The sequence below is a fragment of the Akkermansia sp. AE01SA01 genome, assembly GCF_036417395.1.
Lineage (GTDB): Bacteria > Verrucomicrobiota > Verrucomicrobiia > Verrucomicrobiales > Akkermansiaceae > Akkermansia.
Genome location: NZ_CP143890.1, coordinates 1390974 through 1416271, shown reverse-complemented (window position 1 = coordinate 1416271; position 25298 = coordinate 1390974). Strand labels below are relative to the sequence as shown.

Here is a 25298-nt window from a genome sequence, read left to right as displayed (position 1 = left end):
TCTCTTCCTTCATTTTCCGCCGGATGCCGGAAGTTTTTTAAGACACAGGATGAGTGTAACTTCCGCATTCCGGCATTGACAAATGGGGGTGTACTTTATTTAATATATAAGGCTTTGATTTTTCTACCCCTTAATCATGACAAACCAGCAAATTTCCCCTTTGCCGCCCCATTTCAACGCAGGCGGCTATAAAATTACAGCCGTTCTGGAAAACGGGCCGGACTATTATTTATACCAGGCCGTGTCCCCGGAAGGGCAAACGGTGCTGATGCGTGAATTCTGCCCCGCCGGACTGGCCACCCGCGACATGGTCAGCGGCAACCTGACCGTTTCCCCGGAAAACCAGGCGCAATTCGACCAGGCGCGGGAAGCCTTTGAAGCCCGCTGCTCCGTGGACGCCCAGGGAAAACTGCGGGGGTTCGGCACCGTCTTCTTCGTTTATCCGGCGGTTCCGGCTCAGGAACAGCCTCCCGTGGCGGCGGTTGCGCACGCCCAGGCCCTGCGCCCGGCCAAAAAAACGCAGCCGCAAATCCGCAAGCCCATAGCCGGAACAGCCGTTCCCAGGGCCCCGCTGCCCAAATTGAAGAAATCCGGCGGCTTCCCCGTCATCACGGTCATCGTCACCGGGATGCTGGCCCTGTTTGGATTCCTGGGATACCAGATTCTCAAGGACAAGGAGGCGCCCCTCGCCCCGAAGATTGAAACACCCGTGGTGGTGGCGCCCAAGCCCAAACCCAAGCCCGAGGCTCCCAAGCCGGAACCGGTCATCGTGGAACCGGAGCCGGAACCCGAGCCCATCGTCGTGGCGCCGGAACCGGAGCCGGAACCTGAAGAGCCGGCTCCGGACCTCTCCCCTTCCCCGGAAGTCATCGCCATGGAAAAGGCAATCCGGGAAGAGGCCCTGGCATCCAAAGGGAAATTCACGGAAAAGCTTCTGGATAAATATCCCTACTATGCGGAAGCCTACGTGCGCGATTACGTGAAAAAGCGCGGCGGCTCCTTTTCTCCCGAATTTGAAAAATGGCTGAAGAACACGAAGACCAACCGTGAAGTCTTTGCGATGTTCTATCCGCCGGACCCCAGCGTAGCCACGAACGTCGCGATCATGGTGGATGAGCTGGGACTGGAAATGACGGAAAAGTACAACCAGCTCGTCCTGGCCTTCGCCGTGGGACGCCGTGAATTCGGCATGGGCGCCTTCGACCTCACCCAGCAGGGCCGCTACATCGACGCCCTGGGCAAGCTCAGGGAATTCAAGAACTCCGGCATCATGACCTCCCCCGCGGACCTGTACTGCGCGGGCAAGCCTCCCGTCAACTGGTACGGTTCCTCTCCGCGGATGGTGGACGAGGAACTCTATAAAAAGGTGGAGACTTATCTGGACAACAAGAAAATAACGACCAAGCAGGCCTGGATCAACAAGTACAACACTGTCTCGGAAATCGGGGACGAAGGCATTACCCAGGGCAACATCGCCGCATTCCTTCATGAATACATGTACCGCCACAACCAGTTGAGGCGCAAGCGCGATCCGTTCCCCACCCCCGTGGAATTCTTCACCTACCTGGTGGACAAGTACGAAAACTGCAGCAAGTTGCGGGATGTAGACCGCAAACGGGTGGAATGGACCGGGGTTTCCCTGGAAGGGACGCCCTGGCCGGCCATGATGGCTCTTTCCGAAACGCGGCCCCTGCGGGAATGCGACAGCGTATGGGAACGCTACATGGGCCATCGCGGCCCGACGCGCCTGTGGCTGTACGGTCCCTACCGCATGGACGACGACAAGGAGCCCCCCCATCCTGTTCAGCTTTGACCCGGATCCCGAATGGTCCCGTGAATCCAACGAACGCAAGCTGCATGAAGGCGGCGTCTGCGGCACGATGTCCCTCATTTCCCGCAATTCCCAGATTGCCCGCGGCATCCCTGCCGCCCCGGCGGGCCAGCCCGGCCACGGCAACCTGATGACGACCAACTTCGGCGGCAACGGCTGCTGGCTAAGCGTAGGCCAGAGCGTAGACACCCTCAAGGCCACCACAGGCTTCTGGTACCTGCGGGACTCCAAGGCGGCGCGCACGGGCAACGCCGAATACCAGTCCGGCCTGGCCCTGTCCATGAACATCGACTATGAAAAATTCATCGGCAGCCGCTTCGCCATGAACGTTTACAAGCTGGCGGGAGGAAACTCCTCCGCGGAATCTTCCGGAGAGATTGCGTCCAACGCGCTTCCGCAGGAATTTACCAAGACAGCCATGAGGACCATTATTAAGGACAATCCGTTCTATACGGAAGCCTGGTACACGCTGTTCCAGACGGAGCCGCAGGACCTCATGGGCGCCAGGAAAATGGTGGAGGAAGTGCGTGAAGCCCTGCCGGACGGCATGGGGATCAGAAAACTCTGGAAAACGCGCAAATACGTTTCCTCCGTGGGCCGTGGCGACAAAAAGGGCAAGGACATCCTGGCCAATCACACCAAGGAATACGTCAACGTGCTCTGCTCCGTGATTCTGGAAAACGCCCTGAAACAGGACAACGAATACAAGACCTTCCAATGGGCGGAACTCATGTCCTGGCTCAAATCCGAATCCAAGGACAACTCCTATCCGGAACCGAAGGCCGCCTACCAGATCGCCTACGCCAAGGCTCAGGGAACCGACCGGCTCAAGAGAACGGTGGACCGCGGCTTCAAAAAAGCAGTCAATTTCTACCGGGACGACAGCAACGCGCTGGCCGCTCCGAAAGACGTGGACCAGCAGGACATGTCCTTCTCCCTGGACGCCCTGTGCATGGTGCTCCCCAAGGACGAGCTGATCCCCTGGATGAAGGAAATGCTGGACACCTGCCCGGATGGCTTCAAGTACAAGCCCAAGAACAAGAAGGAAACGAAAATCCACCCCTTCTACAGCGCCCTGACCAAAAACTACATGTCCCTGGTTGACGGCTCGGAGAAATCCCGCATCAAAGGGGAAATGAAAAAGGCTTCCGAAAACATCCTGAACCTCTCCAACAATAAGGGAGAAGGAAAGGAATCTTCCGGCCGCCGCCGGAGACGCTGAGTTCTCCGCCCCGTGCATCTTTACGTCCACATTCCCTTCTGCCACCGCATTTGCCCGTACTGTGCGTTTTTCAAGCACACACCGGCTTCCACGGACATGAAGCTCTTCATCCGTGCGCTGGCGCGGGAGGCGGAAGCCCGCGCCGCAGCGCTGTCAACCAGGCGCGGCGGCGAGGCTTCCACGCTCTACTTCGGAGGAGGGACGCCCTCCATGCTGTCGGACACGCATCTGGGGAACCTCATGGAATCCCTGGACAGGCTGATCCCCGTGGACAGCCTGGACGAATTCTCCTTTGAAGCCAATCCGGCTACCTTTACGGAAAAAAAAGTCCGCTTCTGGCGCAGCCTGGGCATGAACCGCGTTTCCCTGGGCGTCCAATCCCTGGACGCCCGCATCCTGCGCCTGCTGGGCCGGGAACATACGCCGGAACAGGCCCTCCGCTCCGTGGAGATGCTCCACAACGCCGGAATGCCCCACGTCAACATGGACCTCATGTTCGCCATTCCGGGGCAAAGCCTTTCCGTCTGGGAAAATACGCTGAGGGAAGCCGTCCGCGCCGGAACGGACCACATCTCCGCCTACAACCTCACCTATGAGGAAGACACGGAATTCTTCCGCAGCCTGTCCCGCGGAGAAAAAATCCAGGACCCGGACGAGGACGCGGCCTACTTTGAACTGGCGGAAAACATTCTGGAAGCCGCGGGAATGCGGCATTATGAAACCTCCAATTACGCCAGGGAAGGCGCGCGGTCTCCGCATAACATGGCCTACTGGAAGGGGGAGGACTATGTAGGCATCGGCCCCGGCGCGGTCAGCACCATCGACGGCGTGCGCTACTCCAACACACGGAACACGGAAACCTACATTCGCACCACACTGGAAAACGGCCTGCCGGAATCCGAACGCGAACCCGTCACTGCAGAAGACTACCGCCTGGAGCGCATCGCCCTGATGCTCCGCACGGACGAAGGGCTTCCTTTGAAATACCTTCTGCCGGAAGCCCTGCCCCTGCTGGAACGTTACCGTTCTCTGGAACTGGCGGACGTCTCCGCGGAACAATGCCTCATCCTGAAAGGCCGCGGCCGCCTGCTGGTGGACGCCATCGCCGCGGAATTGTGCTGAGCTGAAAATTAATACCGGCAGCAAGGAGGAAAAAGGAGCTGTCTTCTGCATGCGGAATAAAATAATTCCATGTAAATCAACGGCATGAATTTGAAAAAACAGCCACGCATACAAGTATTTTCTTGACCTTTGATAGAAATTGTATTCCTGTTCTCATATAAACAGGAAAATGTTTCCATGAGCTCTCCCATGAACATTCCACTCGTTTGCTGTTTAACCGAATTTATCCTCATGCCGCAAACCTTTGCCTTTCAATTATCCCGATCTCATTCCCCAACATCTGAGGAGCATCTCCGGTCTTCACTATTCTGTCCTATACAGAAGCTGCATGGAGACAAATTATTCCCGCTGCCAATACAAAAGGGATTTGATGCGGTAGAAGGGCTGCCGATTCCATAAACCATTTCAATCAATAATTAAATGATGAAAAATATAAAAAACACCGCCCTCATATACGCCTTGTTCCTGTATTGTTCCACATGCTACGGAGATATTTTCAAAATCAACAGAATAGAACAGGAAATATTGGAGTCGGATCCTGAAGTATTGAAAAATCTTTCCTATGATCCGCCAGGCCAGGATTTGCTCTCCAATGAACAAAACAGGAAAGCGTGGCAAACCTTCGTAAAAACCTATGAAACGCCCGTCCGCAAGGTTCAGGACTGGTACAATTCCATCGTCGACAAAAAATCCGCCGATGCCGCGGCTGATTCCTTCAACAAGGACGTCCTGCCTATTCTTAAAAAACTCACAGGATGTTCCGCCGACATGAAAAAACAGGCTCTTGCCATTCCTGCTTCTCCTGAAATGCAAAAGTTCATATTTCTACGCATTTCTCAATTGCAAGGACGGCTGCTCATTATCTTCCTGCCCATGCAAAATGAAGAAAAATTAAAAGCTGAAACATGTTACCGCGACAGTGCCAAACTTTTTGAACTTATTCTAGGATTGACATCCCCATCAGCGCTTGAGATTTCAAGGTTTATTGAATCCCGAAACGAATCCGAGGAAAGCATTGAAGAAGCTTTCAAAGACCCATGGCCGGCATCCCCTCAACCTTAAAGAGCCTTCATAGGGAATACAAATACCCTGCCTAGTCAATCCTGAACTGCCGCGCCATTTTTTTCAGCCACCAGTCTCGGTGGCGCATTTCATCCCGGCTGTTTTCCAGCTTCCTGAGTTCGCTGCCGCGCAGTCCCCCCTTCATATACTGTTCGTCCAGCTTGCGCATTTCCTCCCGTGTGTTTTTCCGGAGAGCCTTGTAAAATTGGACTCCGGTCACCAGAACGCCGTCCGCGCCGCTTTTTCCCACCATGCCCATGTAAAGTTTCCTGAGCCTGTTGTAGTCCTCCACCACGCGGTTGTATTTCAGGGCGGCGTACTGGTAGCGTTCCTTCCAGTCTTCCGGACCGGGATTGACGAGCCGGGACGCCACGGAACCGGGAGGAGGGGAAACTCCCGGCGGAAAGCCGCCGGAAGGCAACGGCGTCAGCGGGGGAGCCTGGGGGACGGATTGTGGCTGCTGCGCCGGAATTCCGCTGCCCGTCATGGAGAGGGGAGCGCGCTCCGCCAGCAGGCTGTCCATGCGCACCTGCTCCAGGGATTCCAGCAGACGCTCGCGTTCCTTCTGCAGGACTACATTGGATTCCCTTTCCTCCGACAACGATTTTTTCAGCACCCCCATGCTGCCGGACATTTCCATATAAACCAGGGCATACGCCCCGATGCAGCCCAGGAGAAAGCCCAGGCCCAGCATGATTCCCCTTTCCCTCCACGGCCCCGGCTTCCGCTCCACAGACGAAGCCGGAGCCGGATTTTCCGGTTCGTGCCCGGGGGAAGCGGCCAGATAGTGCTCCAGGGGACCCTCGTCAGGCATGGGCTTGATTCAGGGGGTGGAAGTGAAAATTTGTCAGGGTTGTTCCGGACGGATGCAGTCCGCGCCAAAGTACGGCACGAGCGCTTCCGGAATGCGGATGGAACCGTCCGGCTGCTGGTAGGTTTCCAGCAGGGCCACATACAGGCGCGGCAGAGCCGTTCCCGAGCCGTTCAGCGTATGGCAGAACTGGTTTTTGCCGTCCGCGTCCTTGTAACGCAGGCGCATGCGGCGCGCCTGATAGTCCGTGAAGCAGGAACAGGAGGAAACTTCCAGATACTGGCCCTGGCCCGGCGCCCATACCTCAATGTCATACGTCTTGGCGGAGGAAAAGCCCAGATCGCCCGTGCAGAGTTCAATCACCCTGTAGTGCAGCCCCAGCTTCTGGAGGATGGATTCCGCGTGGCTGCGGAGCACTTCCAGTTCCCGAAAGGAGTCTTCCGGCTTCAGTATCTGCACCAGCTCCACTTTGTCAAATTGGTGGATGCGGATCATGCCGCGGTTGATGCGTCCGGCGCTCCCCGCCTCCCGCCGGAAACAGGGCGTGTACGCGACCATTTTAACGGGCAGGTCGCTCTCCTGGAGAATGGTGTCCCGGTACAGGTTGGTCACGGGGACTTCCGCCGTGGGGATCAGGAACATCTGCTGGTCTTCCGTCCCGTACATGTCTTCCTCGAACTTGGGAAGCTGGCCCGTGCCTTCCATGCACTCGCGCTTGACGATGAAGGGAACGCCTACTTCCTGGTAACCGTTCTCCACCGTCTGCGTATTCAGCAGGAAGTTGATCAGGGCGCGTTCCAGACGGGCGCCCGCGCCGCGGTACACCACAAAGCCGGAGCCCGTAATGCGCGTGCCGTCCTCAAAAGAGATCATCCCCAGCCCGGCGGCCAGTTCCACATGGTCCTTCGGGTTGTCAATGGCGGGCTTTTCACCCCACACCTTGATTTCCGGATTGGCCGTTTCATCCGCCCCAACGGGGCATTCCGCGTGCGGCAGGTTGGGAATGTTCATCAGCAGGGAAGCTAGCTGAGCGGAACTTTCTTCCGCCGCCAAGTCCAATTCCCGGATGCGTTCTCCGATTTCGCGCACGCGCGCTTCCATGGAGGAGGTGTCCTCCCCCTTCTTTTTGAGCATGCCGATCTGCTTGGAGGTGGCATTGCGCTCGGATTGCAAAGTCTGTTTTTCCGTTTCTGCATTGCGGCGAGCTTCGTCGCACGCCAGAACGTCATCGACAAGTTTCCACGCGTCGCCGCTGCGGGGCTTCAGGCGCGCTTTCACTTCCTCCGGATTTTCTCGTATTACACGGATATCGAGCATAACGCGCACAGCTTGCACTTCTTCCCTCCGTCAGGCAAGCCAAATGAACGGCCCCCAACAGAAAAACGCCATCCGCTTCCAAATGCCGCCAAGACACACGCCACATGCTTTACAACCTGTATGTTGCACGGCTTCCGGGTTTCTTCCGGCAAAACTCACGACAGTGGAATATGCGTGATTCCCGGCTACGGAGCATTTGACGAGGCGCCTCCGGAAAGACCGTTGATTTTTATTCAACCGCCATTCCCATGCCTTTTCCCTGTAGGATGGGCGGCATGCAAGCCAACACTCCAATTCCACAAACCGGGGCATTTTCTTTCTCCAGAGCGATTCCCGGAGCATGCTCCGGAAATCGTTCCCTTGACCCCTAAAACCGCCAGAATGCCGTGGGGAAGTTTGGCTGAAAGCGCAAAGGTCCGGCTGATCGTTTTCACACCGGAAGCCGTCCTCCTTCCAGTGGGTTCCATCCGGAACGACAGTATTTTATGGACACTTCGCACTCCGTTTCCGTCCGGAAAACGTCCCCAGCACAACGCGCTCCATCCTGATTGGCGGCAGACTAATTTACGTCCGGTTTCATTTGTCCTTGAAGAGGCCGAAGGCAAAAGGCTAGTGTAGAAACACTATGCAACAAACCGCTCGCGTAGCTGTTCTGACAGCTCCCAAGACATTTGAAATCCGTGAATACCCCATTCCCTCCATCGGCGACGACGAAATGCTGATCAAGGTGGAAGCGTGCGGCGTTTGCGGTACGGACGGCCATGAGTACAACCGCGATCCCTTCGGTCTCTGCCCCGTGGTGCTCGGCCATGAAGGCACCGGGGAAATCGTCGCGATGGGGAAAAACATCACCAGGGATACGGCGGGAAATCCCGTGAAACTGGGGGACAAGATCGTCACCTGCATCATTCCCTGCGGCACCTGCGACGCCTGCCTGAACACCCCGGCCCGCACCAACCTGTGCGAAAACGTGGGCGTGTACGGCCTGATGCCCGACGACAACGTTCACCTGAACGGCTACTTCGGGGAGTACATGGTGGTGCGCAAGGGTTCCACATTCTTCAACGTTTCCAACATGACCCTGGACCAGCGCATCCTGGTGGAGCCAGCCGCCGTCGTGGTCCACTCCCTGGAACGCGCCAAGTCCACGGGGCTGCTCAAGTTCAATTCCGTGGTGCTCGTCCAGGGCTGCGGCCCCATCGGCCTGCTCCAGATCGCGACGCTCCGCACGCTGGGCATTGAAACCATCATCGCCGTGGACGGCAACGATTCCCGCCTGGAACTGGCCAGGGAGATGGGCGCTTCCCGCACTTACAATTTTACTCATTACGCCGACCTGAACACCCTGCTGGACGCCGTGAAGGCGGACAACGGCGGCCGTCTGGCGGATTTCGTGTTCCAGTGCACGGGCGTCGGCAAGGCCGGGGCCAACGCCTGGAAGTTCGTGAAGCGCGGCGGCGGCCTGTGCGAGGTGGGCTTTTTCATGGACGGCGGGGAAAGCGTCATCAACCATCATTTCGACCTCTGCAACAAGGAAGTAACCGCCGTAGGCTCCTGGGTGTATTCCCCGCAGGATTACCCGACCACGTTTGACTTCCTCAAGCGCGCCTACGGAATCGGCCTGCCGCTGACCAAGCTGATTTCCCACCGCTTCAAGCTGGATGAAATCACGGAGGCTCTGGAAACCAACGTTCAGATGAAGGGCATCAAGATCGCCGTCATTTGCGACTAATCCTTCCCTGTACCTCTCCCCCACTTCCGGGCTGTCGTACTGAAGAGTGCGACAGCCTTTTTTGTCCGCTGGAACGGGACCGTCCTCTCCTGTGCCGGAGCGGTTTTCTTGAGGTTAATCGTCATCCTGCGGAAACGCGTCTTTCCAGTCCAGAAACTCGTATGCGTTCGAAGAAGCGTTCACCAGCTTTTTCAATTCCGGAACCAGCGTATTCAATTCGTTTTCAGCCACATCTTTTTCTTCCCCAAAATAACGGGCCTCATTTCCATAAGCGTCACGGCGCAGGGAATAAATTCCCCGGAAGGAACCATCGGGATTCAGCCGGGCCTCCACGGCAAACTGGACAAGCTCCCCCGGCCTTCCGTAAAAATCAAATTCATACAGCCAGGTCGCCACGGAGCACCACACGCCCTGTTCCACATCGTCCCACGGATCATTTTCTTCATCGTCGCCATCTTCCCTCCGGGGCAGACCTTGTTCATACCATTCGTTGAGCATGTGGAACAGGTTCAGGACAGCCCCCCGATCCCGGACAGTAATCCGGCATCCCCGTTCATCCACCGTTTCCGCAAGGCAGTCAACCATTACTTCCCTGCAATCTTCCTTCATCCGGCAAAGAAAACCGGGAACCCATTCCGGCTGCGGCTCCGTTTGCCAAGTTTCCGGTTTCCGAATAAGCACATCCTGATGATTCCCAGGGAAACAGGGACAATTTGCCTCCACGGCACCGCCTTGCGCAGGTTCGCCACTGCCTTGCGCACATGAAGAAGCCGTTTCATAACCGATAACGTTTCTTCAGGGAAGCGCCCGGGAGGGGAGTGGACCGCAAAGGGCAAAAACTTTCAGTACGGACTTTCAATATCCTATTTTCCCCAGCGTTCCGTGATTCCGCCGTAGGAGTCGATGCGGCGGTCGCGGAAGAAGGGCCAGATGCGGCGGTGGTCTTCCAGAGCATCCAGGTCCAGATCCGCGTACAGGATGGTTTCATCACTGACGGGAGCCTTGGCGACGATCTGGCCGTAATAGTCCGCCACAAAGGACTGGCCCCAGAATTCGCTTTCCCCTTCCGTGCCCACGCGGTTGACGGCGCAGACGTAGCACCCGTTTGCCACGGCATGCCCGCGCTGGACGGTTTCCCACGCGCAGTGCTGCTGTGCGCCCAGCAGGGGCTTTTCTTCCGGCAGCCAGCCGATGGCCGTGGGATAAAAGAGTATTTCCGCCCCCTGCATGGCGGTGAGGCGCGCCGCTTCCGGATACCACTGGTCCCAGCAGATGAGTACGCCGATGCGGCCGAATTTGGTGTCGAACGCCTTGTAGCCCAGGTCTCCGGGCGTGAAGTAGAATTTTTCCTCGAATCCCGGGTCCTGCGGAATGTGCATTTTACGGTACATGCCCAGGAAGGCTCCGTCCGCGTCAATCACCCAGGCGGTGTTGTGGTAGAGGCCGGTGGCACGCTTTTCAAAGCCGGAGGCCACGATCACCACGCCCAGTTCCGCCGCCAGCTTTTGATGCGCAGCCGTCAGTTCTCCGGGAACCGGTTCCGCCAGGTCGAACAGTTCGCATTCCTCCGTTCTGCAGAAGTATTCCGTGGTGAAGAGTTCCTGGGTGCAGATGATCTGCGCCCCGTTCGCGGCGGCCTCCCGGATGGCGGCTTCCGTTTTCTCCTTGTTCACGGCGGGCCGGGCGTCTGCGGACAATTGAATGAGTGCGATTTTCGGCATGCCTCTTCCTTACCCTGTTTGTCCCCGCATTCCAAGCAGGGAAAATGCGCGCGACGCAATTATTTGATGGAAAACACGCTAAAAAGTGCTATGAATCCTCAATATGGAACCAGCCAACCCCTCCCTGCCCGCCGACGACGTAGCCGCCATTGACCGTCTCGGCACCATTTACAAGGAACTCTCTGCGGAATTAAGCAAGGTCATTATCGGCCAGCAGCGCGTCGTGGAACTTTTGAGCATCGCCCTGTTTTCCCGGGGCCACGCGCTCCTCATGGGCGTGCCCGGACTGGCCAAGACCCTGCTGATCAGTTCCGTGGCCAAGACCCTGGACCTCAGCTTCAACCGCATCCAGTTCACCCCGGACCTGATGCCCGCGGACATCACGGGCACGGATATCATCCAGGACGATTCCGCGGGCGGAAAACGCCAGTTCGAATTTATCAGGGGCCCCGTCTTCGCCAACATCGTGCTGGCGGACGAAATCAACCGCGCCCCCGCCAAGACCCAGTCCGCCCTGCTGGAAGCCATGCAGGAGCGCCGCGTTACCGTGATGGGCCGCACCTTCACCCTGCTTCCCCCCTTCTTCGTGCTTGCCACCCAGAACCCCATTGAGCAGGAAGGCACCTATCCCCTGCCGGAAGCCCAGCTGGACCGCTTCATGTTCCTGATTGAAGTGGATTACCCCACGGAAGACGAGGAAATGCGCATCGCCCGGGAAACTACGGGCAACCGCAGCGAGGAACTGAAGCACATCCTTTCCGGGGACGAAATCATCTTTTACCAGGACCTGGTGCGGCGCGTCCCCGTGCCGGAACATATTTACGAATACGCCGTGAAGCTGGTGCGCTCCACCCGCCCCTCCCTAGACACTTCCCCGGAATGGGTGAAACAATACGTAGCCTGGGGCGCAGGCCCGCGCGCCGTGCAATTCCTGATCCTGGGCGCCAAGACGCGCGCCGCACTCCAGGGCAGCTACATCGTCCGCAAGGAGGATATCGACGCCATTGTGGAACCCGTGCTGATGCATCGCGTGGTCACGAACTTCGCCGCGGAATCCCAGGGCATCACGCCGCGCAAGGCCGTTGCCCGACTGGCCGCGGAAGTCTGACGCGGCGGAACACATTCACCCCTTTTCCCCGACTGTTCATGTCCACGAAGTACCTGAACCACGACCTGCTTTCCCGCCTGGGCAACCTCCCCCTGGAGGCGCGCCAGAGCATGGCGGGGAACGTGTCCGGACGCCACAGGAGCGCCAACCGCGGCTCTTCCGTGGAGTTTGCGGAATACCGCAAGTACGTGGCGGGCGACGACACGCGGCGCCTGGACTGGAAGGCCTACGCCCGCTCGGACCGGTATTACATCAAGGAGTTTGAGGCGGACACCAACCTGCGCGCCTACATCGTCATGGACCTTTCCGGCTCCATGAACTACCACCCGGAACAGGTGGAGTCCAAATACATGCGCGCATGCAGGCTGGCCGCCAACCTGGCCTACATCGGCATCCGGCAGGGGGATGCCGTTGGGCTGAGCTTTTCCCAGCAGGGGAAGGACAGCGCCGCGCTGCACATTCCCGCCTCCCGCCGCCCCGCCCACCTGAACGTGCTCATCAGCCAGATGGACACGCACCATCCCCGCGGGGAGACTGTCCTGGCGGAGACGCTGCACGAACTGGCGGAGCGGGTGAGCCGCCGCGCACTGATCCTGATTTTCTCAGACCTGTTCACGGATACGGCCGAACTCAAAAACGCCATGCGGCACCTCCACTTCCGCAAGCACGACGTGGCCGTATTCCATCTGGTGGACCAGCTGGAAATAGATTTCGACTTCGACCGCCCCATCCGCTTCGTGGACATGGAAGGGGGCGGCTCCCTGATTACGGAACCGGACCTCATCGCGGACGAGTACCGCACCATCGTCTCCAATTACCTGGAAGAAACGAGAAACATCTGCACGGACATCAACGCGGACTACCGCCTGGTCCGCACCGGGGATTCCCTGGAATCCGTGCTGACGGGATTCCTGATGGGCCGCCAGAAGAAGAAGACGGGGAGGTAAAGGCGGCGGCGCTGTCTCACGGAACGGTTGATTGCCGGACGCAGCGGAGGCAGGATGGCCCGCGCGTGTTCCCGGACGGGTTCCGCCATGTTCATCATTCCTGTTTTTCCCACCGTGGACGTTACTCCCAAAATCATCGTGGGCCTGGGCAATCCGGGCAAGACTTATGAAGATACCCGGCACAACGCCGGATTCATGGTAGCGGACCGCCTGGCCGCCCACTGGGGATGCGTGTTCAAGGCGGACAAACAGCGCAAGTGCGAACTGGCGGCAGGTCCCGGCGTACTGCTGGTGAAGCCGGACACGTTCATGAACGAATCGGGCCTCTGCGTAGGGCCCATGATGCGCTTCTTCAAGCTGGACCCGCGCAGCGTGTTCGTCATTCATGACGAGGTGGATTTTCCGCTGGGCGTCATCAAGCTCCGGGAGAAGGGCTCCGCGGGAGGCCACAACGGCCTCAAGTCCCTGATCGCCCACATGGGCACGCAGGAGTTCCCGCGCCTCCGTTTCGGCATCGGGCTGCCCCGCGGCAAGGGGGAAATGACGGGCCATGTCCTGGGAAAATTCCGCCCGGAGGAACGGGAGCTTCTGGACGTCATGGTGGCCAAAGCCGCGGATGCCGTCCTGTACACCATGCAGCACGGGCTGACCAAGGCGGGCAATATCTTCAATGCCGTGCAGGATGTGTAGAAGCGTCTTTCCATCGTCCGCCGCCCTTCAATCCCAGTCCTGCTCCGGCCCGAACGCCGCAAGTCCCAGTGTCCGTTGAAATTCTCTTAAGAACAGAGAACAGTTTTTTCCAAAAAGCAGGTGCGGCTGCGGCCACATCGCCGCCCCGCCGCGGCAAAGGCCCGCGACCATCCGGACGCGGAAAGGAGAATGGCGCGGGCACGCATCTTTTTCACCTGCCAACAGTGTATGGTATTGCTAAACAAACCGGAATCCGGTAAGCTTTTTTACACGTTTTTTTCCTCAGGACAGACCCTGCTACGTATTCATGGCTGAATTAAATTCACAGGCTCCGCGCAGACACACCCAGGCAAACAAAAGGCGGCATCCCAAGGCCAAGCCACGGAACCGTTTCCGGGGTTTTGTCAAAAAATTCGTCGCTTGGTGCCTCGTTCTGGCCCTGATCGGCGGCGCTGTGGGGTACTTCGGCTTCATGGCCGCCTGGAAGCGCTACGACAACTGGGCCGCGGAGTTTGACCTGGAACGCATCAACGACGTGGAGAAGCCGAGCATTATTTTTGACCGGAACGGGGAGGAAATAGGCCGCATTTACGTGGAAAACCGCAGTTATGTGACGCTGGATAAAATTTCCCCCGCCATGATCAACGCCCTGGTCGCCCAGGAGGACTCGCGCTTCTGGGAACATCCGGGCTACGATTTTCTGGGGATTCTGAGAGCGGCCAAGGAATATGCCAGCAACAGCGGGGAGATCAACCAGGGAGCCTCTTCCATCACCCAGCAGCTTGCCAGAAACGCCTACGACCTGAAAAACAGGGCCAAGGCGCGGAATGAAGGAAGCTTTGGCCGCAAGTTTGTGGAAATAGCCCTGGCGCGGCGCATCACGGAACGGTACAGCAAGGAACAGGTGCTGGAGTTTTACCTCAACCGCGTGTACTTCGGCAGCGGGTTTTACGGCATACGATCCGCCTCCCTGGGGTACTTCGGCAAGGAACCAGCGGACCTGACTACGCGGGAAGCCGCCTCCATTGCCGCTTTGATCAAGAACCCGTACGGCCTGTCACCCCTCAACAACAAGGAGGGTAACCTGAAATGGCGCAACCACGTGCTCAACCGCATGGCCAGGGAAAAATACATTACTCCGGAAGAAGCGCAGCGGCTTTCCTCCATGGACCTGGGCCTCAATCCCAAGCCTCTGAAACGCGGAGTCTCCCACATTTACGACCGCATTTCTGCCGAAATCACCGCCTATCTGGGCGAGGAGCGCGTCAACGCCGCCGGCCTGAGGATTTACACCACCATTGACAAGAAACTTCAGGACGCTACCGGGAAGGCCCTGTCCCAGGCTCTGGAAAACATTGAAAAACGCCCGGGATACAGCCACCAGAAAGCCGCGGACTACGACCGCTTCTCAGGCACCAAGCCCCGCTATCTGGAAGGAGCCGTGCTGATGGTGGACAACCAGTCCGGCGCCGTCCTCGCCTATCACGGAGGCCGCAACTATACGAACCGCCAGTACGACGTCATCAAGGAAGGAGCGCGCCCCACCGGCACGGCCATCCTGCCCTTTCTGTACGCCGCCGCCTTTGACACGGGCAAAAGCCCCGTCACCCGCATCCTGGACGACGCCATCGACAACCGCCTGACCGGTATCGGCGGATCGGAAGGAATCCTGGGAGAATGGGGGGCGGAAAACTCCAGGAACCGCTATGAAGGCATGATCACCGCCCACCGCGGCCTGGCCGCCTCCAAGATAGCCGCCTCCCTGCGCATGGGCATGGACATGGGAACGGCCCCCTTCATCAAGAAACTGGCGGACTTCGGCATCCGCAAACCGGTCCGGGAAGCGGGAAGCACGGAGGTAAACCCGGTTTACCGGCCCAAGATTTTCGTGGGAACGGAACCGGCCTCCCTGACGGAAATGACGCTGGCCTACACCGCCATTCCCAACGGAGGCTCCCGGCCGGAAAACATCTATTACCTGGACAGGATAGAAGACGAGGACGGACGGCTGATCTGGGAATCCACCCAGGCCATTGAAACCAGAAACAACGCCCAGGTCCGGAAAGGAGCCGCCTCCACGGCCACCGCCTTCCAGCTTCACAATATTCTGCACTCTTCCCTGAAAAACGGTTCCGCCCAGCGGGTGGCGGACAGCCTGCCCGCGAATTTCAAAGGCGGTGTCAAGACCGGCACCACGTACGACTTCGGGGACAACTGGCTGTTCGGTTATGACGACCGGGTGACCTGCGGCATCTGGATCGGCTTCCTGGAAGGGAAAAAGCCCATTTACAACGGCGCCTTCTCCTCGGATACCTGCGCCTCCATCCTGGGAACGGCCTTTAAGGAATCCGAACGCCTGTTCCCAGCCGGGGAACTGGTCCCCCCGCCCAGCGTGGAGCGCGTGGAAATCTGCCTGACGACTGGAAAGCGGGCCACCCACAGCTGCTACGACATTGACCCGGTGGACAAGAAATACCGCCGCCACACCATGTTCGAATACCTCCGCAAGGGGGATTCCAGCCTCCCCTTCTGCGACTTGCACGGAGAAGACCCTGCCGCGCCGTCCTCCCCCTTCACGGCGCAGAACCGTATTCTTCCCCTGCCTCCCATCCTGCCTGTCAAGCCCATCCTGATAGGGGCCGATCCCTACCACACGGAATTGAACCAGGGACCGCCCAACCGCAATTTCGAACTGCTGGGCACCAATGAAAACGTGCCGGAGGCGCAGGCACTTTCCTCTGATCCCGTCGCTCCAGACCATGCGGACACGAGCATCACGCTGCCCGCTCCCAAGCCCATCGCCATCCCGGTTCCGGAATTCATCCACCTGTAATACGCTCTTTCCCCATGTCATCCCTTCCCCAGGATACGGTAGCCTGCTCATGCCCGGCATGCGGCAATCTTTTTGCCGTCAAGACTTCCTTCCTGGGCCGTCAGGTCAGGTGCCCCGTCTGCAGCTCCATCATTACAGCCGCCCGGGACGTAAAACAGCCGGAAACCGTATCAAAAGCAAGGCAAGATAAAGAGACAACGCCATCCGGACCGGAAACGGAAGAAGAAAAACACCCACGCCCCCCGGTTTCCGAATATCTTCCTTCACCGCAAAAGAAGACGGATGTGCGGAACATCCCCCGGTCCAGAAAAGCGCCTTCCGCACCGGAACGGAACACCACGAAAATCCGCAAGCGTGGGGAACGGAAAGAAGAATCCCCGGCCATCGCCACGGCAGGCACCTCCGCCCTGGCGCAAGAATTGCCCGAATACAATTCCCCCTCAGGCGGAACTGCCGGGGAGAAGCGCAAAACCACCTGGCATATCTGGCTGTTTATCTCCGGACTGGTTCTCGCCGTTCTGGGCGTCTTCATGTTCCTCCGAGGTAATGACCTGGAGGCGGAAGACGGCAAGATTCTGAACATCTCGGAAAAATTCGTGGATCATGAGGCTGATTTCTCTACTGAAGCGGATGACGCCATGATGCAGGCCCTGAAAAAAAAGGCGGAACAATATCAAATGGCTTTCCGACACCGCAGGGAGGAGGACCGCGAAGCTGAATCCGTAGCCAGACACATCACGGCCGCCATGAATGAACTGGCCCTGTACTGCATGGCAGGATCCGACGAAGAACGGCTCAACCATGTTATCTCTCCCGCCGCCACGCGTCCAAAGATGGCGCACTGGGCCAAGTACGCCCATTACAAGGATTACCTGCCCCACGAACCGGGAAAGAGCTCCAAGAATGGCGACCTGCTCCAGATTCCCGTGCTGATGGACGACAATACGATGCGCCCGGCCGTATTCCTGTATGACCACGACTCCAAAAAATGGAAGCTGGACTGGGAGGCGTGGGAAGGCTATTCCCCCCTTTTCCCGGATGAATTGAAGGAAAAGCGCCCTTCTTCTCCTGTTCCGGTGAGGGTGACCATCAGCATGTCCAGCCATTACGCAGCTCCGTTCCTGGAAGAATCCGCCCCGGAAAGCTACCGCAATAGCGCCTACATTGCCTTTACGCTGGAATTCCCTAACGGAGAACGCCTGAACGCCTATGTGGACAGATATTCTCCGCTGGCGCTGGAACTGACCAAATTGCTTTACAACGGCGCCGTGCGTGCCTGCATCTCCATTCATTATCCGGCGGACCTCCCCGGCAGCCAATCCGTCATCATAGACAGGGTGGAGTTTCCCGGCTGGATGAGCGACACTACCCGGAAGCTTCTTCCCAAAAACGACCGACAATATTAACCGGATTACCTGTTTCTCATGAGTTCCAAGGCATTAGCGCAAACACAGGACAAGGCCCTCCAGCTCAATCTGGCGACCTCCATTTACGGGACCTTTGCGGAAATCGGCGCCGGGCAGGAAACTGCCAACTGGTTTTTCCGGGCTTCCGGCGCCGCCGGAACTGTGGCAAAGACCATCTCCGCCTATGACATGACCGTCAGCGACACGCTGTACGGCCCCGTCAAGCGCTACGTTTCCGAGGAACGCCTGAAGGGAATGCTGGACTATGAATTCTCCCAGCTCATCAACCGCCTGGGCCCCAAGCGCGGGAAGGACACCCGTTTCTTTGCCTTCTGCAATACGGTAAAGGTGAAAGGCTACCGGGACAACGGCCCGTGGAACGGCTGGATAGGCGTACGCTTCCAGTTGAAGCCGGAAGCCGAACCCTCAGACCTGATCATCCACGTGCGTCTGAATGATCCTGACCACGACAGCCAGATGAAGGACCTGGGCATTCTGGGCGTCAATATCCTGCACGCCGTCTTTTTCAAGAGGGACCGGCTGGAGGAATTCATTGAAGCGCTGGTGGACAACCTGGACCCCCGGCTGGTGGAAATAGACGTCGTCCGCTTTGAAGGCCACGGCTTCTCCATGGTGGACAACCGCCTCTTTGCCTTGCAATTGGTGAAGTCCGGCCTGACTCCGGCCACCCTGTTCCTGGCCAACGGACAGGTGGCGCAGGCGGCGGACGTGCTGTACAAGCGCCCCATCGTGCTGATGAGGGGCAGTTTCAACCCCGTCTGCAACTTGCACCTGGAAGTCATGTCGCAGGTGAAAAAATGTTTCCTCACCCACATTAATGAGACGCAGGCGGACCGGTGCATGGAAATCTGCGAGATTTCCATGAACAACCTGCTGCGCGGCGGAGACGTGGACCATCTGGAATTCCTGGACCGCGCGGACAGCCTGAAGGCGCTGGGCAAAAATGTGCTGATCACCAAGATGCCGCGTTTCGACAACCTGTCGGAACTGCTCGCCCGCTACACGAAGGAACCCATCGCCATCGCCCTTTCCATTGGCCTGCTCAACGAACTGTTCAAGGAAAAATGGACGGAAGACATTCCCGGCGGCATTCTGGAATCCTTCGGCCGCACCTTCCAGAACAAGACGCGCCTGTACGTCTCCCCCTGGCTCAACCGCAAATCCGGTGAATTCGTCACGGCCAGAACCTTCCGCGCCCCGGAGCAGTACGTGCACCTTTACCAGCACTTCCTGGCCAACGGACTGGTGGTGGACGTCCCCTTCTTCAACGAATACCTGCTGCGCCACACGCCGCGAGACATCCAGCGCATGATCGCCGCGGATGAGGACATCTGGAAAACCCTGGTCCCGGCGGAGGCGCACCGCTCCGCCCTGCACTTCCGCTAACGCCCGCGCGGCTGCATTCCTATTCCTTTAATCAGGAAAACTTAACAAGATTGTCTTGCCATGCGGCAGGAAAATCATTAAGGTCTTCGAGTTCCATTTTTATCATGAATACCATTATTATCGGCTCCCAATGGGGCGACGAAGGCAAAGGCAAAATGATTGATTTCTTAACGGAATCGGCCGACGTGGTAGCCCGCGGCCAGGGCGGCAACAATGCCGGCCATACCGTTATCGCCAACGGGAAGAAGTATATTCTGCACCTTGTCCCCTCCGGCATCCTGTGGCCGGGCAAGCTCTGCGTCATTGGTAATGGCGTCGTACTGGACCCCGTAGGCCTGGTGGAGGAAATCAACGAACTCCGCGGCCAGGGCGTTTCCATCACCAGTGAAAACCTTCTCATCTCCGACCGCGCCCACGTGGTCCTCCCCTTCCACAAGGAAATGGATGCTGCCCAGGAATCCGCCCTCGGCAAAAAAGCCATCGGCACCACCAAGCGCGGCATCGGCCCGACGTACGCGGACAAGGCCCGCCGCATCGGAGTGCGCATGGCGGACATGCGTGATCCGTCCATTTTTGACGAAGTATTGCGCCGCCGCATCAGAATGGCGAACGCGGAAATGGAACGCATGGGCCTTCCCGCCATGGACGAGGAAGAAATGGTGAAGGAAGTCAGCGCCGCCGCGGATGTGCTGCGCCCGCATATCACCAACACCATCCCAGTCATGAATGAGGCCATTGCCTCCGGAAAGAGCATCCTCTTTGAAGGCGCCCAGGGAGCTTATCTGGATGTGGACTTCGGCACCTATCCGTTCGTGACCTCTTCCAACACTTCCTCTGCCGGGGCCTGCACCGGCACCGGAGTCCCCCCCCACAAGATCGACCGCATCATTGGCGTCTGCAAGGCCTATACCACCCGCGTGGGAGCCGGTCCCTTTGTCACGGAAGATGAGGACATTTCCAACCACCTGCACAGCATGGGCCGCGAATTCGGCGCTACGACCGGGCGCCCCCGCCGCTGCGGCTGGGCGGATGGCGTGCTGCTCCACTTCTCCGCCATGTTCAACGGTTTTGACGAAATGGCCATGACCAACCTGGACGGCTACGACAAGTGCCCGGAAATCAAAATCTGCACAGGGTATGACCTGGACGGGGAAATCCTGGCCTATCCGCCTGCCACGGTGGACGAATGGGAACGCTGCAAGCCCGTCTATGAAACCATGCCGGGCTGGCTCCAGGACATTTCCTCCTGCCGCTCCTGGGAAGAGATTCCGGAAAACGCCAAAAAGTTCGTCAAACGCATGAGCGAACTCATCGGCTGCCCCGTCACCACCGTAGGTGTGGGACCCGACCGCGAGCAGACGATTGCCGTCAAATAACCCATCCGGGGAAATATCCCTTTTCCTATCTTCAGGACTGCTCCGCCGTCATCCAGGCGGAGCAGTCCTTTTATTTTCAATATTTTTCAGACTGCACCGGATTTATAATCCGGAAGTCAAGCCACATTTTTAACATAAAACAGGTTGCGTTTAAAAGCTCTCTTGATGAACAAAAGCTGTATTCCCGGGGACAGAAGCATTTCGGATCGCGTAAACAAAAGATTCCAAAAGTGCTTTACATGAGGATTTCTTCTTTCTTTTTTGTCATCCAGAGTTTTGAACATGATGGAATAGACTCACTGTCATAAGTTTATTTTCCGTTTCAAAGCAAGGTGAATTTGTTGATTCCCCGGAATATGAAATTTCTATTCGACGGGAAAAGCATGATTCCTCCCATTGAAAAATATTCCGGATTATAAATCCGAATATCTTTTTGTTTGGTTTTAACAATCTGAATTAAAAATGAAAAAATCCTTATTTATTGCAGCCACTCTGCTTTATTCCGGGCTGGACGTACAGGCCGCCACTCTTAAATATTATTATGATTTCAACAAACTCAACGGCAACCTGTCTTCCCTGAACGACAACAATCTGGCGGGAGAAACGGCAGGCGCCGCCGTATTCAGCGGCGGTGGCTGGATCAATTATGCGGACGGTTATGAAGGAAAGGGATACGACAGCCGTTCGGACGGTGGCCAGCTTACATTGGGGTCCGCCGACAACGGCCTGGGCCTGAATACGGAGGATGGATTCAGCCTTTCCATTGCCGTCAAGGACTTCTCCCCCGGCCATTCCCAATCCACCGCTCTTTGGAAAGGGCTGCTGACCTTCACTTCCGGAAGCGGGCAAACCATGTATCTTCAAAAGGACTCCGGAGACGCCTCCAGCGCCGGAGAATGGGCCGCCTATTGCGGCGGCAACGTGGGCAATTGGGCCAACATGACCATCTCCAGGGATTCCTTCTCCAATATCATCATTACCTTCCAGGCTGGAGAGCTGAACATTTATCTGGATGGACAGCGCAGGATCAGCGCTTCCGGCGTCAATTTCACCGGGGATGCCCAATCTCTGAAACTGGCTTCCACGGCCGATACTATCATGGATGACCTCCAGTTGTATTCCGGCGTCTTGAATCACGATGAAATTGCGGCCCTGGCCGCCAATCCAGCCCTCCCCGTACCGGAACCAGCAACGGCCGCCTTAGGCATGCTGGGATTGGCTGCCCTGAGCTGCCGCCGCAGAGCCTGAATACCGGCCCCACATGGCAATTATTTTTTTTACGGGAAAACAGGTTTGTTTTCCCGTTTTGTTTGTCTGACAACATCCTCTTATACATTTTTCATGAAAATTATCTCGCTTCTGTTCGGAATCTTCGCCGGCTGCATTTCTGTTCCCTTTGCCTGTGCCGCCGACTATACTTGGAACGGCGGCAACGCTTCCTGGACGGACTCCGGAGCGTGGCTGTTGGACGGCAGCTCCGCGGATTGGATTAACGGCAACACCGCCCTGTTCCGAACCGGCTCCACCCTTACCGTGGGCAGCGGCATCAGCGCCTCCGGCCTCCTTTACGAGGGAGCGGCCGTCACGCTGAACGGAGGTTCCCTGACTCTGGCCGGGAGCGCTTCCGGCAGCAACGGAGGTTCCGCCACCCTCTCCGGAACGGCGCTGACCCTGAACTCCACCAATCAGGAAGATGGGTGGACTGTCCGGGATACCAGCCTGAGCGGTTCCTCCACGCTCACCAAAACGGGAAACGGAACGGTTGCCTTATCCGGAACGCATACGGCGAACGGAGCCTGGAACATCAATGAAGGAACCCTCGTATTTACAGGTACACGGGATATTACGGGGGGGGGGCAGATCAACATTGCCTCCGGCGCGGTTCTGGATGCCAGCGGAGGACGCCTGTTCCATGCCGCCAACTACGCATCCAATTGGGAGCAGCCTACCATCACCTTGAACGGCGGAACACTTAAGCTGAACCAGTTCGGTTATAATTCCGCCTCACTGGGATGTTTGCAGAATAATTTTTACGCCCTTAAATTCTCCTCCGGCACCACCAGCCGCGTCGTTATCTCCCAGGGCTACGAGTCCGGAGGCACGGGCAGCCGGGGTATTTACATTGCCGGCTGGGGCACCACCGCCGTGATTGAACTGGGAGCCAACCAGACATTTACCTGGAGTTCTTCCAACGGACAGAATTTTGATTCCATCGTCTGCGAGTCCGGCGCGGGAAGTGCCCTGCAATTGGACGTCGGGGAAAATTCCGTGTTCAATTTCGACCAGAAGTTCGCCAACAAGAACACGGCCAACGAATACGGGGCGCCGACCACCTCCAATTTTTCCGGCCTGAGCCTGATTAAATCCGGCAGCGGGGAACTGGTCATCAAACGGGCCAATACGATTTCCTCCGGCCGCGTGGTACGGGTGGATGCAGGCAAACTGACGCTGGACGTGGACAACGCCTTCGGCTCGGGGTCCGGCCTGGGCGGCGTGAATATCGCCTCCGGAGCCATGCTTTCCATGGACGGGCACAGGCTGAACAACACCATTGAGGTGGTTTCCGGAGCCACGCTGGACATGGGGGGCAGTTCCTACGCCAGACTGATCAACTGGCATGAAGGCGGCATTCTCCTGAACACGGAGAACAACAAGGGCACGCTCAACATCATGACCCACACGGAACTGGAACTGGGGGTCAAATCCAGAGCCGGAAGCATAGTCACGGACACGGATACCGTCTTTACGCTGACCACGAACCAGAATCTGGGCGCACTGGGAGCCGCCGTCAACTGCTGGATAGGAGGCAGGGGAAACAACAACACGCGTCAAAGCATTTCCTTCACGGGAGGACACGGCATCAACATTGACAATTACGGGGCCAAATGGGCGGTCATTCTTTCGGAAAACGTCACCTTCCAGAATACCGGTGATCTGACTTTCTCCAACAATGCGGCGGATATGACGAATACGGACGCCCTTTACGGAGCAGGCGCCATTGCGGCCAATGACACGGTTACGTTCAGTGGCACGGGAGCCCTTACGTTCAGCGGCAATAGCGTCCGGGGAGATTCCGCCGCATCCGGAGGGGCCATTTATGCTTCCGGGGGAGCTCTGTTCACCAATACCGGCGCTATCAGCTTTGCGGGCAACACCGCCATGACGCACGGAGGCGCCATCCATGCGGGAGGCACCACGGGCAGCCTGGCATTTTCCAACATCACGGAAAACATTTCCTTCTCCGGCAATACGGCGGGAGAAAACGGAGGGGCCATCAACAACGATTTTGAGACCGTGGAATGGTCCAGCGTCGGCAACGTTTCCTTCACCTCCAACAACGCGGAGGCGGGTGCCGGAGGCGCAATCTGGACCGGCATGGACATGACGGTGGATACGGCCGTCTCCTTCACCGTAACGGACAACCAGGCAGGGGACGGAGGTGGAGGCGGAATTTACGCAGACGGCAGCGTTTCCTTCTCCAGCGTGGACAGCATCATCTTCTCAGGTAACCATGCCTCCACCTACGGAGGGGCCATTTCCGCCTATAACGACATCACCGTTTCCGATTCCGGAAAGGTCACCTTTTCCGGCAATACCGCCGGCTATGACGGGGGAGCCCTGGATGCCTGCAACGTCACCATTTCCGGAAATACGGATACGGTCCTGTTCGAGAACAACAGCGCGGAGGACAACGGAGGAGCCGTCAACCTGCAAAACGGCGGTACCCTGACACTGGCGGCGGACCATGCGGACATCGTTTTCCGCGGCAATACGGCCCAGAATGGAAGCGTACGCAACGCGATTCACTTTAACGACAGCGCCACAGCCTCCTTCAATGCCGGAGCCGGGCACCGGATTCTTTTTGAAGACGGCATCAGCTCACTGGAAGATTCCGTTGTAGAAATCAATGTGAACGAAGAAGCGGGGGCCGAAGGCGATGTTTCCATGTCCGGAGCGGACAGCCAGTCCGGCATCAAGGCCAATACCACGGTACACGGAGGCACATTCTCCGTCATCAACGGGGCTTCCTACGGCTACCAGTCTTCCGACTGGATCGCGGAAGATTCGCGCACTTCCTTCACGGTCAACGGCGGAACGCTTCACATAGGCGAACAATCCTCCTTGAATGCGGCGGACGTGAGCTTTGCGGACGGCACGCGGTTTTCCATCACGGGAACCGGCAGCCTGAACGCGGACACGCTGACCCTGGGCAACGACGTTTCCATCATCGGCGCGGGGACAGGCAGCTTCTCCATTACCGCCGCCGCCATTGATATGTCCAACGGCATCACGATTGACCTTTCACAGGGTGCACAGGTAGGACTCGTCCTGCATGCGGATATGCTGACCCTAGGAGGCAGCCTGGCTCTTGATGACAACGCTGTGGATTACACCGCCCGCCCATGGCAGACCGACCAGTCCTGGCTGGTCATGGATTCGGACGGCGTCACACGGACAGACGGTGAATTTTCCGGGGCTCTTTCCGGCCTCTCCAACTCCTCCACGGTCACGGTAGGCGATCTGGGGCTGGAAGGCTATGACCCCTCACTGGAACTGGGCCGCTGGGAGCTGCGCTGGGATGAAAACCATGCCCTGTACCTGGACTGGATTTCCACCGGACTCAGCGTCCCGGAACCTTCAACCGCCATCCTGCTTCTTCTGGCGGCCGGGAGCATGCTTGCCAGAAGAAAGCGTTTCCATTAAAAACATTTA

18 protein-coding genes are annotated in these 25298 nt (G+C 57.8%); 14 read left to right on the top strand and 4 right to left on the bottom strand.

Annotation, left to right across the window (positions count from 1 at the left end; genetic code table 11):
• The first annotated feature begins 136 nt into the window (after positions 1 to 136).
• The 4 genes from V3C19_RS05760 to V3C19_RS05745 all read left to right on the top strand — a co-directional run bounded on the left by V3C19_RS05760 (position 137) and on the right by V3C19_RS05745 (position 5237).
• Positions 137 to 1813, top strand: a complete 1677-nt coding sequence (locus tag V3C19_RS05760; protein WP_330937179.1) for a hypothetical protein — start codon at positions 137 to 139, stop codon at positions 1811 to 1813.
• 67 nt (positions 1814 to 1880) lie between these two features.
• The gene (locus V3C19_RS05755) at positions 1881 to 3053 is read left to right on the top strand and encodes a hypothetical protein (protein ID WP_330937178.1); all 1173 of its coding nucleotides are present in this window, start codon (positions 1881 to 1883) and stop codon (positions 3051 to 3053) included.
• A gap of 12 nt (positions 3054 to 3065) precedes the next feature.
• Positions 3066 to 4175, top strand: a complete 1110-nt coding sequence (gene hemW, locus V3C19_RS05750; RefSeq protein ID WP_295933206.1) for a radical SAM family heme chaperone HemW — start codon at positions 3066 to 3068, stop codon at positions 4173 to 4175.
• 420 nt (positions 4176 to 4595) lie between these two features.
• Positions 4596 to 5237, top strand: a complete 642-nt coding sequence (locus V3C19_RS05745; RefSeq protein ID WP_295933203.1) for a hypothetical protein — start codon at positions 4596 to 4598, stop codon at positions 5235 to 5237.
• 31 nt (positions 5238 to 5268) lie between these two features.
• Here V3C19_RS05745 and V3C19_RS05740 read toward each other — a convergent pair whose 3' ends face one another.
• Complete coding sequence (locus tag V3C19_RS05740) at positions 5269 to 6051, bottom strand: hypothetical protein (RefSeq protein WP_295933201.1); 783 nt, start codon at positions 6049 to 6051, stop codon at positions 5269 to 5271.
• 33 nt (positions 6052 to 6084) lie between these two features.
• Positions 6085 to 7365, bottom strand: a complete 1281-nt coding sequence (gene serS / locus V3C19_RS05735) for a serine--tRNA ligase (RefSeq protein ID WP_295933198.1) — start codon at positions 7363 to 7365, stop codon at positions 6085 to 6087.
• Between the two features lie 625 nt (positions 7366 to 7990).
• Here serS and V3C19_RS05730 point away from each other — a divergent pair.
• Positions 7991 to 9097: a zinc-binding dehydrogenase gene (locus tag V3C19_RS05730; protein ID WP_295874594.1), complete on the top strand. Its 1107-nt coding sequence runs from the start codon at positions 7991 to 7993 to the stop codon at positions 9095 to 9097.
• A gap of 114 nt (positions 9098 to 9211) precedes the next feature.
• Here V3C19_RS05730 and V3C19_RS05725 read toward each other — a convergent pair whose 3' ends face one another.
• Both V3C19_RS05725 and V3C19_RS05720 read right to left on the bottom strand, forming a co-directional pair.
• Entirely contained in the window at positions 9212 to 9706 is a 495-nt protein-coding gene (locus tag V3C19_RS05725) for a hypothetical protein (protein ID WP_295874597.1), read from the bottom strand.
• 254 nt (positions 9707 to 9960) lie between these two features.
• Positions 9961 to 10818 (bottom strand): carbon-nitrogen hydrolase, encoded by an 858-nt coding sequence (locus V3C19_RS05720; RefSeq protein ID WP_130082629.1) that lies wholly within the window; start codon positions 10816 to 10818, stop codon positions 9961 to 9963.
• Between the two features lie 103 nt (positions 10819 to 10921).
• Between V3C19_RS05720 and V3C19_RS05715 the strand changes: the two genes are divergently transcribed.
• The 9 genes from V3C19_RS05715 (at position 10922) to V3C19_RS05675 (ending at position 25289) form a co-directional block, all read left to right on the top strand.
• Positions 10922 to 11926, top strand: a complete 1005-nt coding sequence (locus V3C19_RS05715; RefSeq protein ID WP_130082628.1) for an AAA family ATPase — start codon at positions 10922 to 10924, stop codon at positions 11924 to 11926.
• Between the two features lie 38 nt (positions 11927 to 11964).
• Positions 11965 to 12873 (top strand): DUF58 domain-containing protein, encoded by a 909-nt coding sequence (locus V3C19_RS05710; RefSeq protein ID WP_295933190.1) that lies wholly within the window; start codon positions 11965 to 11967, stop codon positions 12871 to 12873.
• 87 nt (positions 12874 to 12960) lie between these two features.
• Positions 12961 to 13563 (top strand): aminoacyl-tRNA hydrolase, encoded by a 603-nt coding sequence (gene pth, locus V3C19_RS05705; protein ID WP_295933185.1) that lies wholly within the window; start codon positions 12961 to 12963, stop codon positions 13561 to 13563.
• Positions 13564 to 13870: 307 nt separating this feature from the next.
• Positions 13871 to 16396: a transglycosylase domain-containing protein gene (locus V3C19_RS05700; RefSeq protein WP_295933182.1), complete on the top strand. Its 2526-nt coding sequence runs from the start codon at positions 13871 to 13873 to the stop codon at positions 16394 to 16396.
• 14 nt (positions 16397 to 16410) lie between these two features.
• Positions 16411 to 17802: a hypothetical protein gene (locus tag V3C19_RS05695; protein ID WP_295933179.1), complete on the top strand. Its 1392-nt coding sequence runs from the start codon at positions 16411 to 16413 to the stop codon at positions 17800 to 17802.
• A gap of 18 nt (positions 17803 to 17820) precedes the next feature.
• Positions 17821 to 19209: a TonB-dependent receptor gene (locus V3C19_RS05690; RefSeq protein ID WP_130082625.1), complete on the top strand. Its 1389-nt coding sequence runs from the start codon at positions 17821 to 17823 to the stop codon at positions 19207 to 19209.
• Positions 19210 to 19313: 104 nt separating this feature from the next.
• The gene (locus V3C19_RS05685; protein ID WP_130082624.1) at positions 19314 to 20585 is read left to right on the top strand and encodes an adenylosuccinate synthase; all 1272 of its coding nucleotides are present in this window, start codon (positions 19314 to 19316) and stop codon (positions 20583 to 20585) included.
• 462 nt (positions 20586 to 21047) lie between these two features.
• On the top strand, positions 21048 to 21833 hold the full coding sequence (locus V3C19_RS05680; RefSeq protein ID WP_130082623.1) for a LamG-like jellyroll fold domain-containing protein: 786 nt from the start codon (positions 21048 to 21050) through the stop codon (positions 21831 to 21833).
• A 93-nt stretch (positions 21834 to 21926) separates the two neighbouring features.
• Positions 21927 to 25289, top strand: a complete 3363-nt coding sequence (locus V3C19_RS05675) for a PEP-CTERM sorting domain-containing protein (protein ID WP_295933177.1) — start codon at positions 21927 to 21929, stop codon at positions 25287 to 25289.
• Positions 25290 to 25298: the final 9 nt, after the last annotated feature.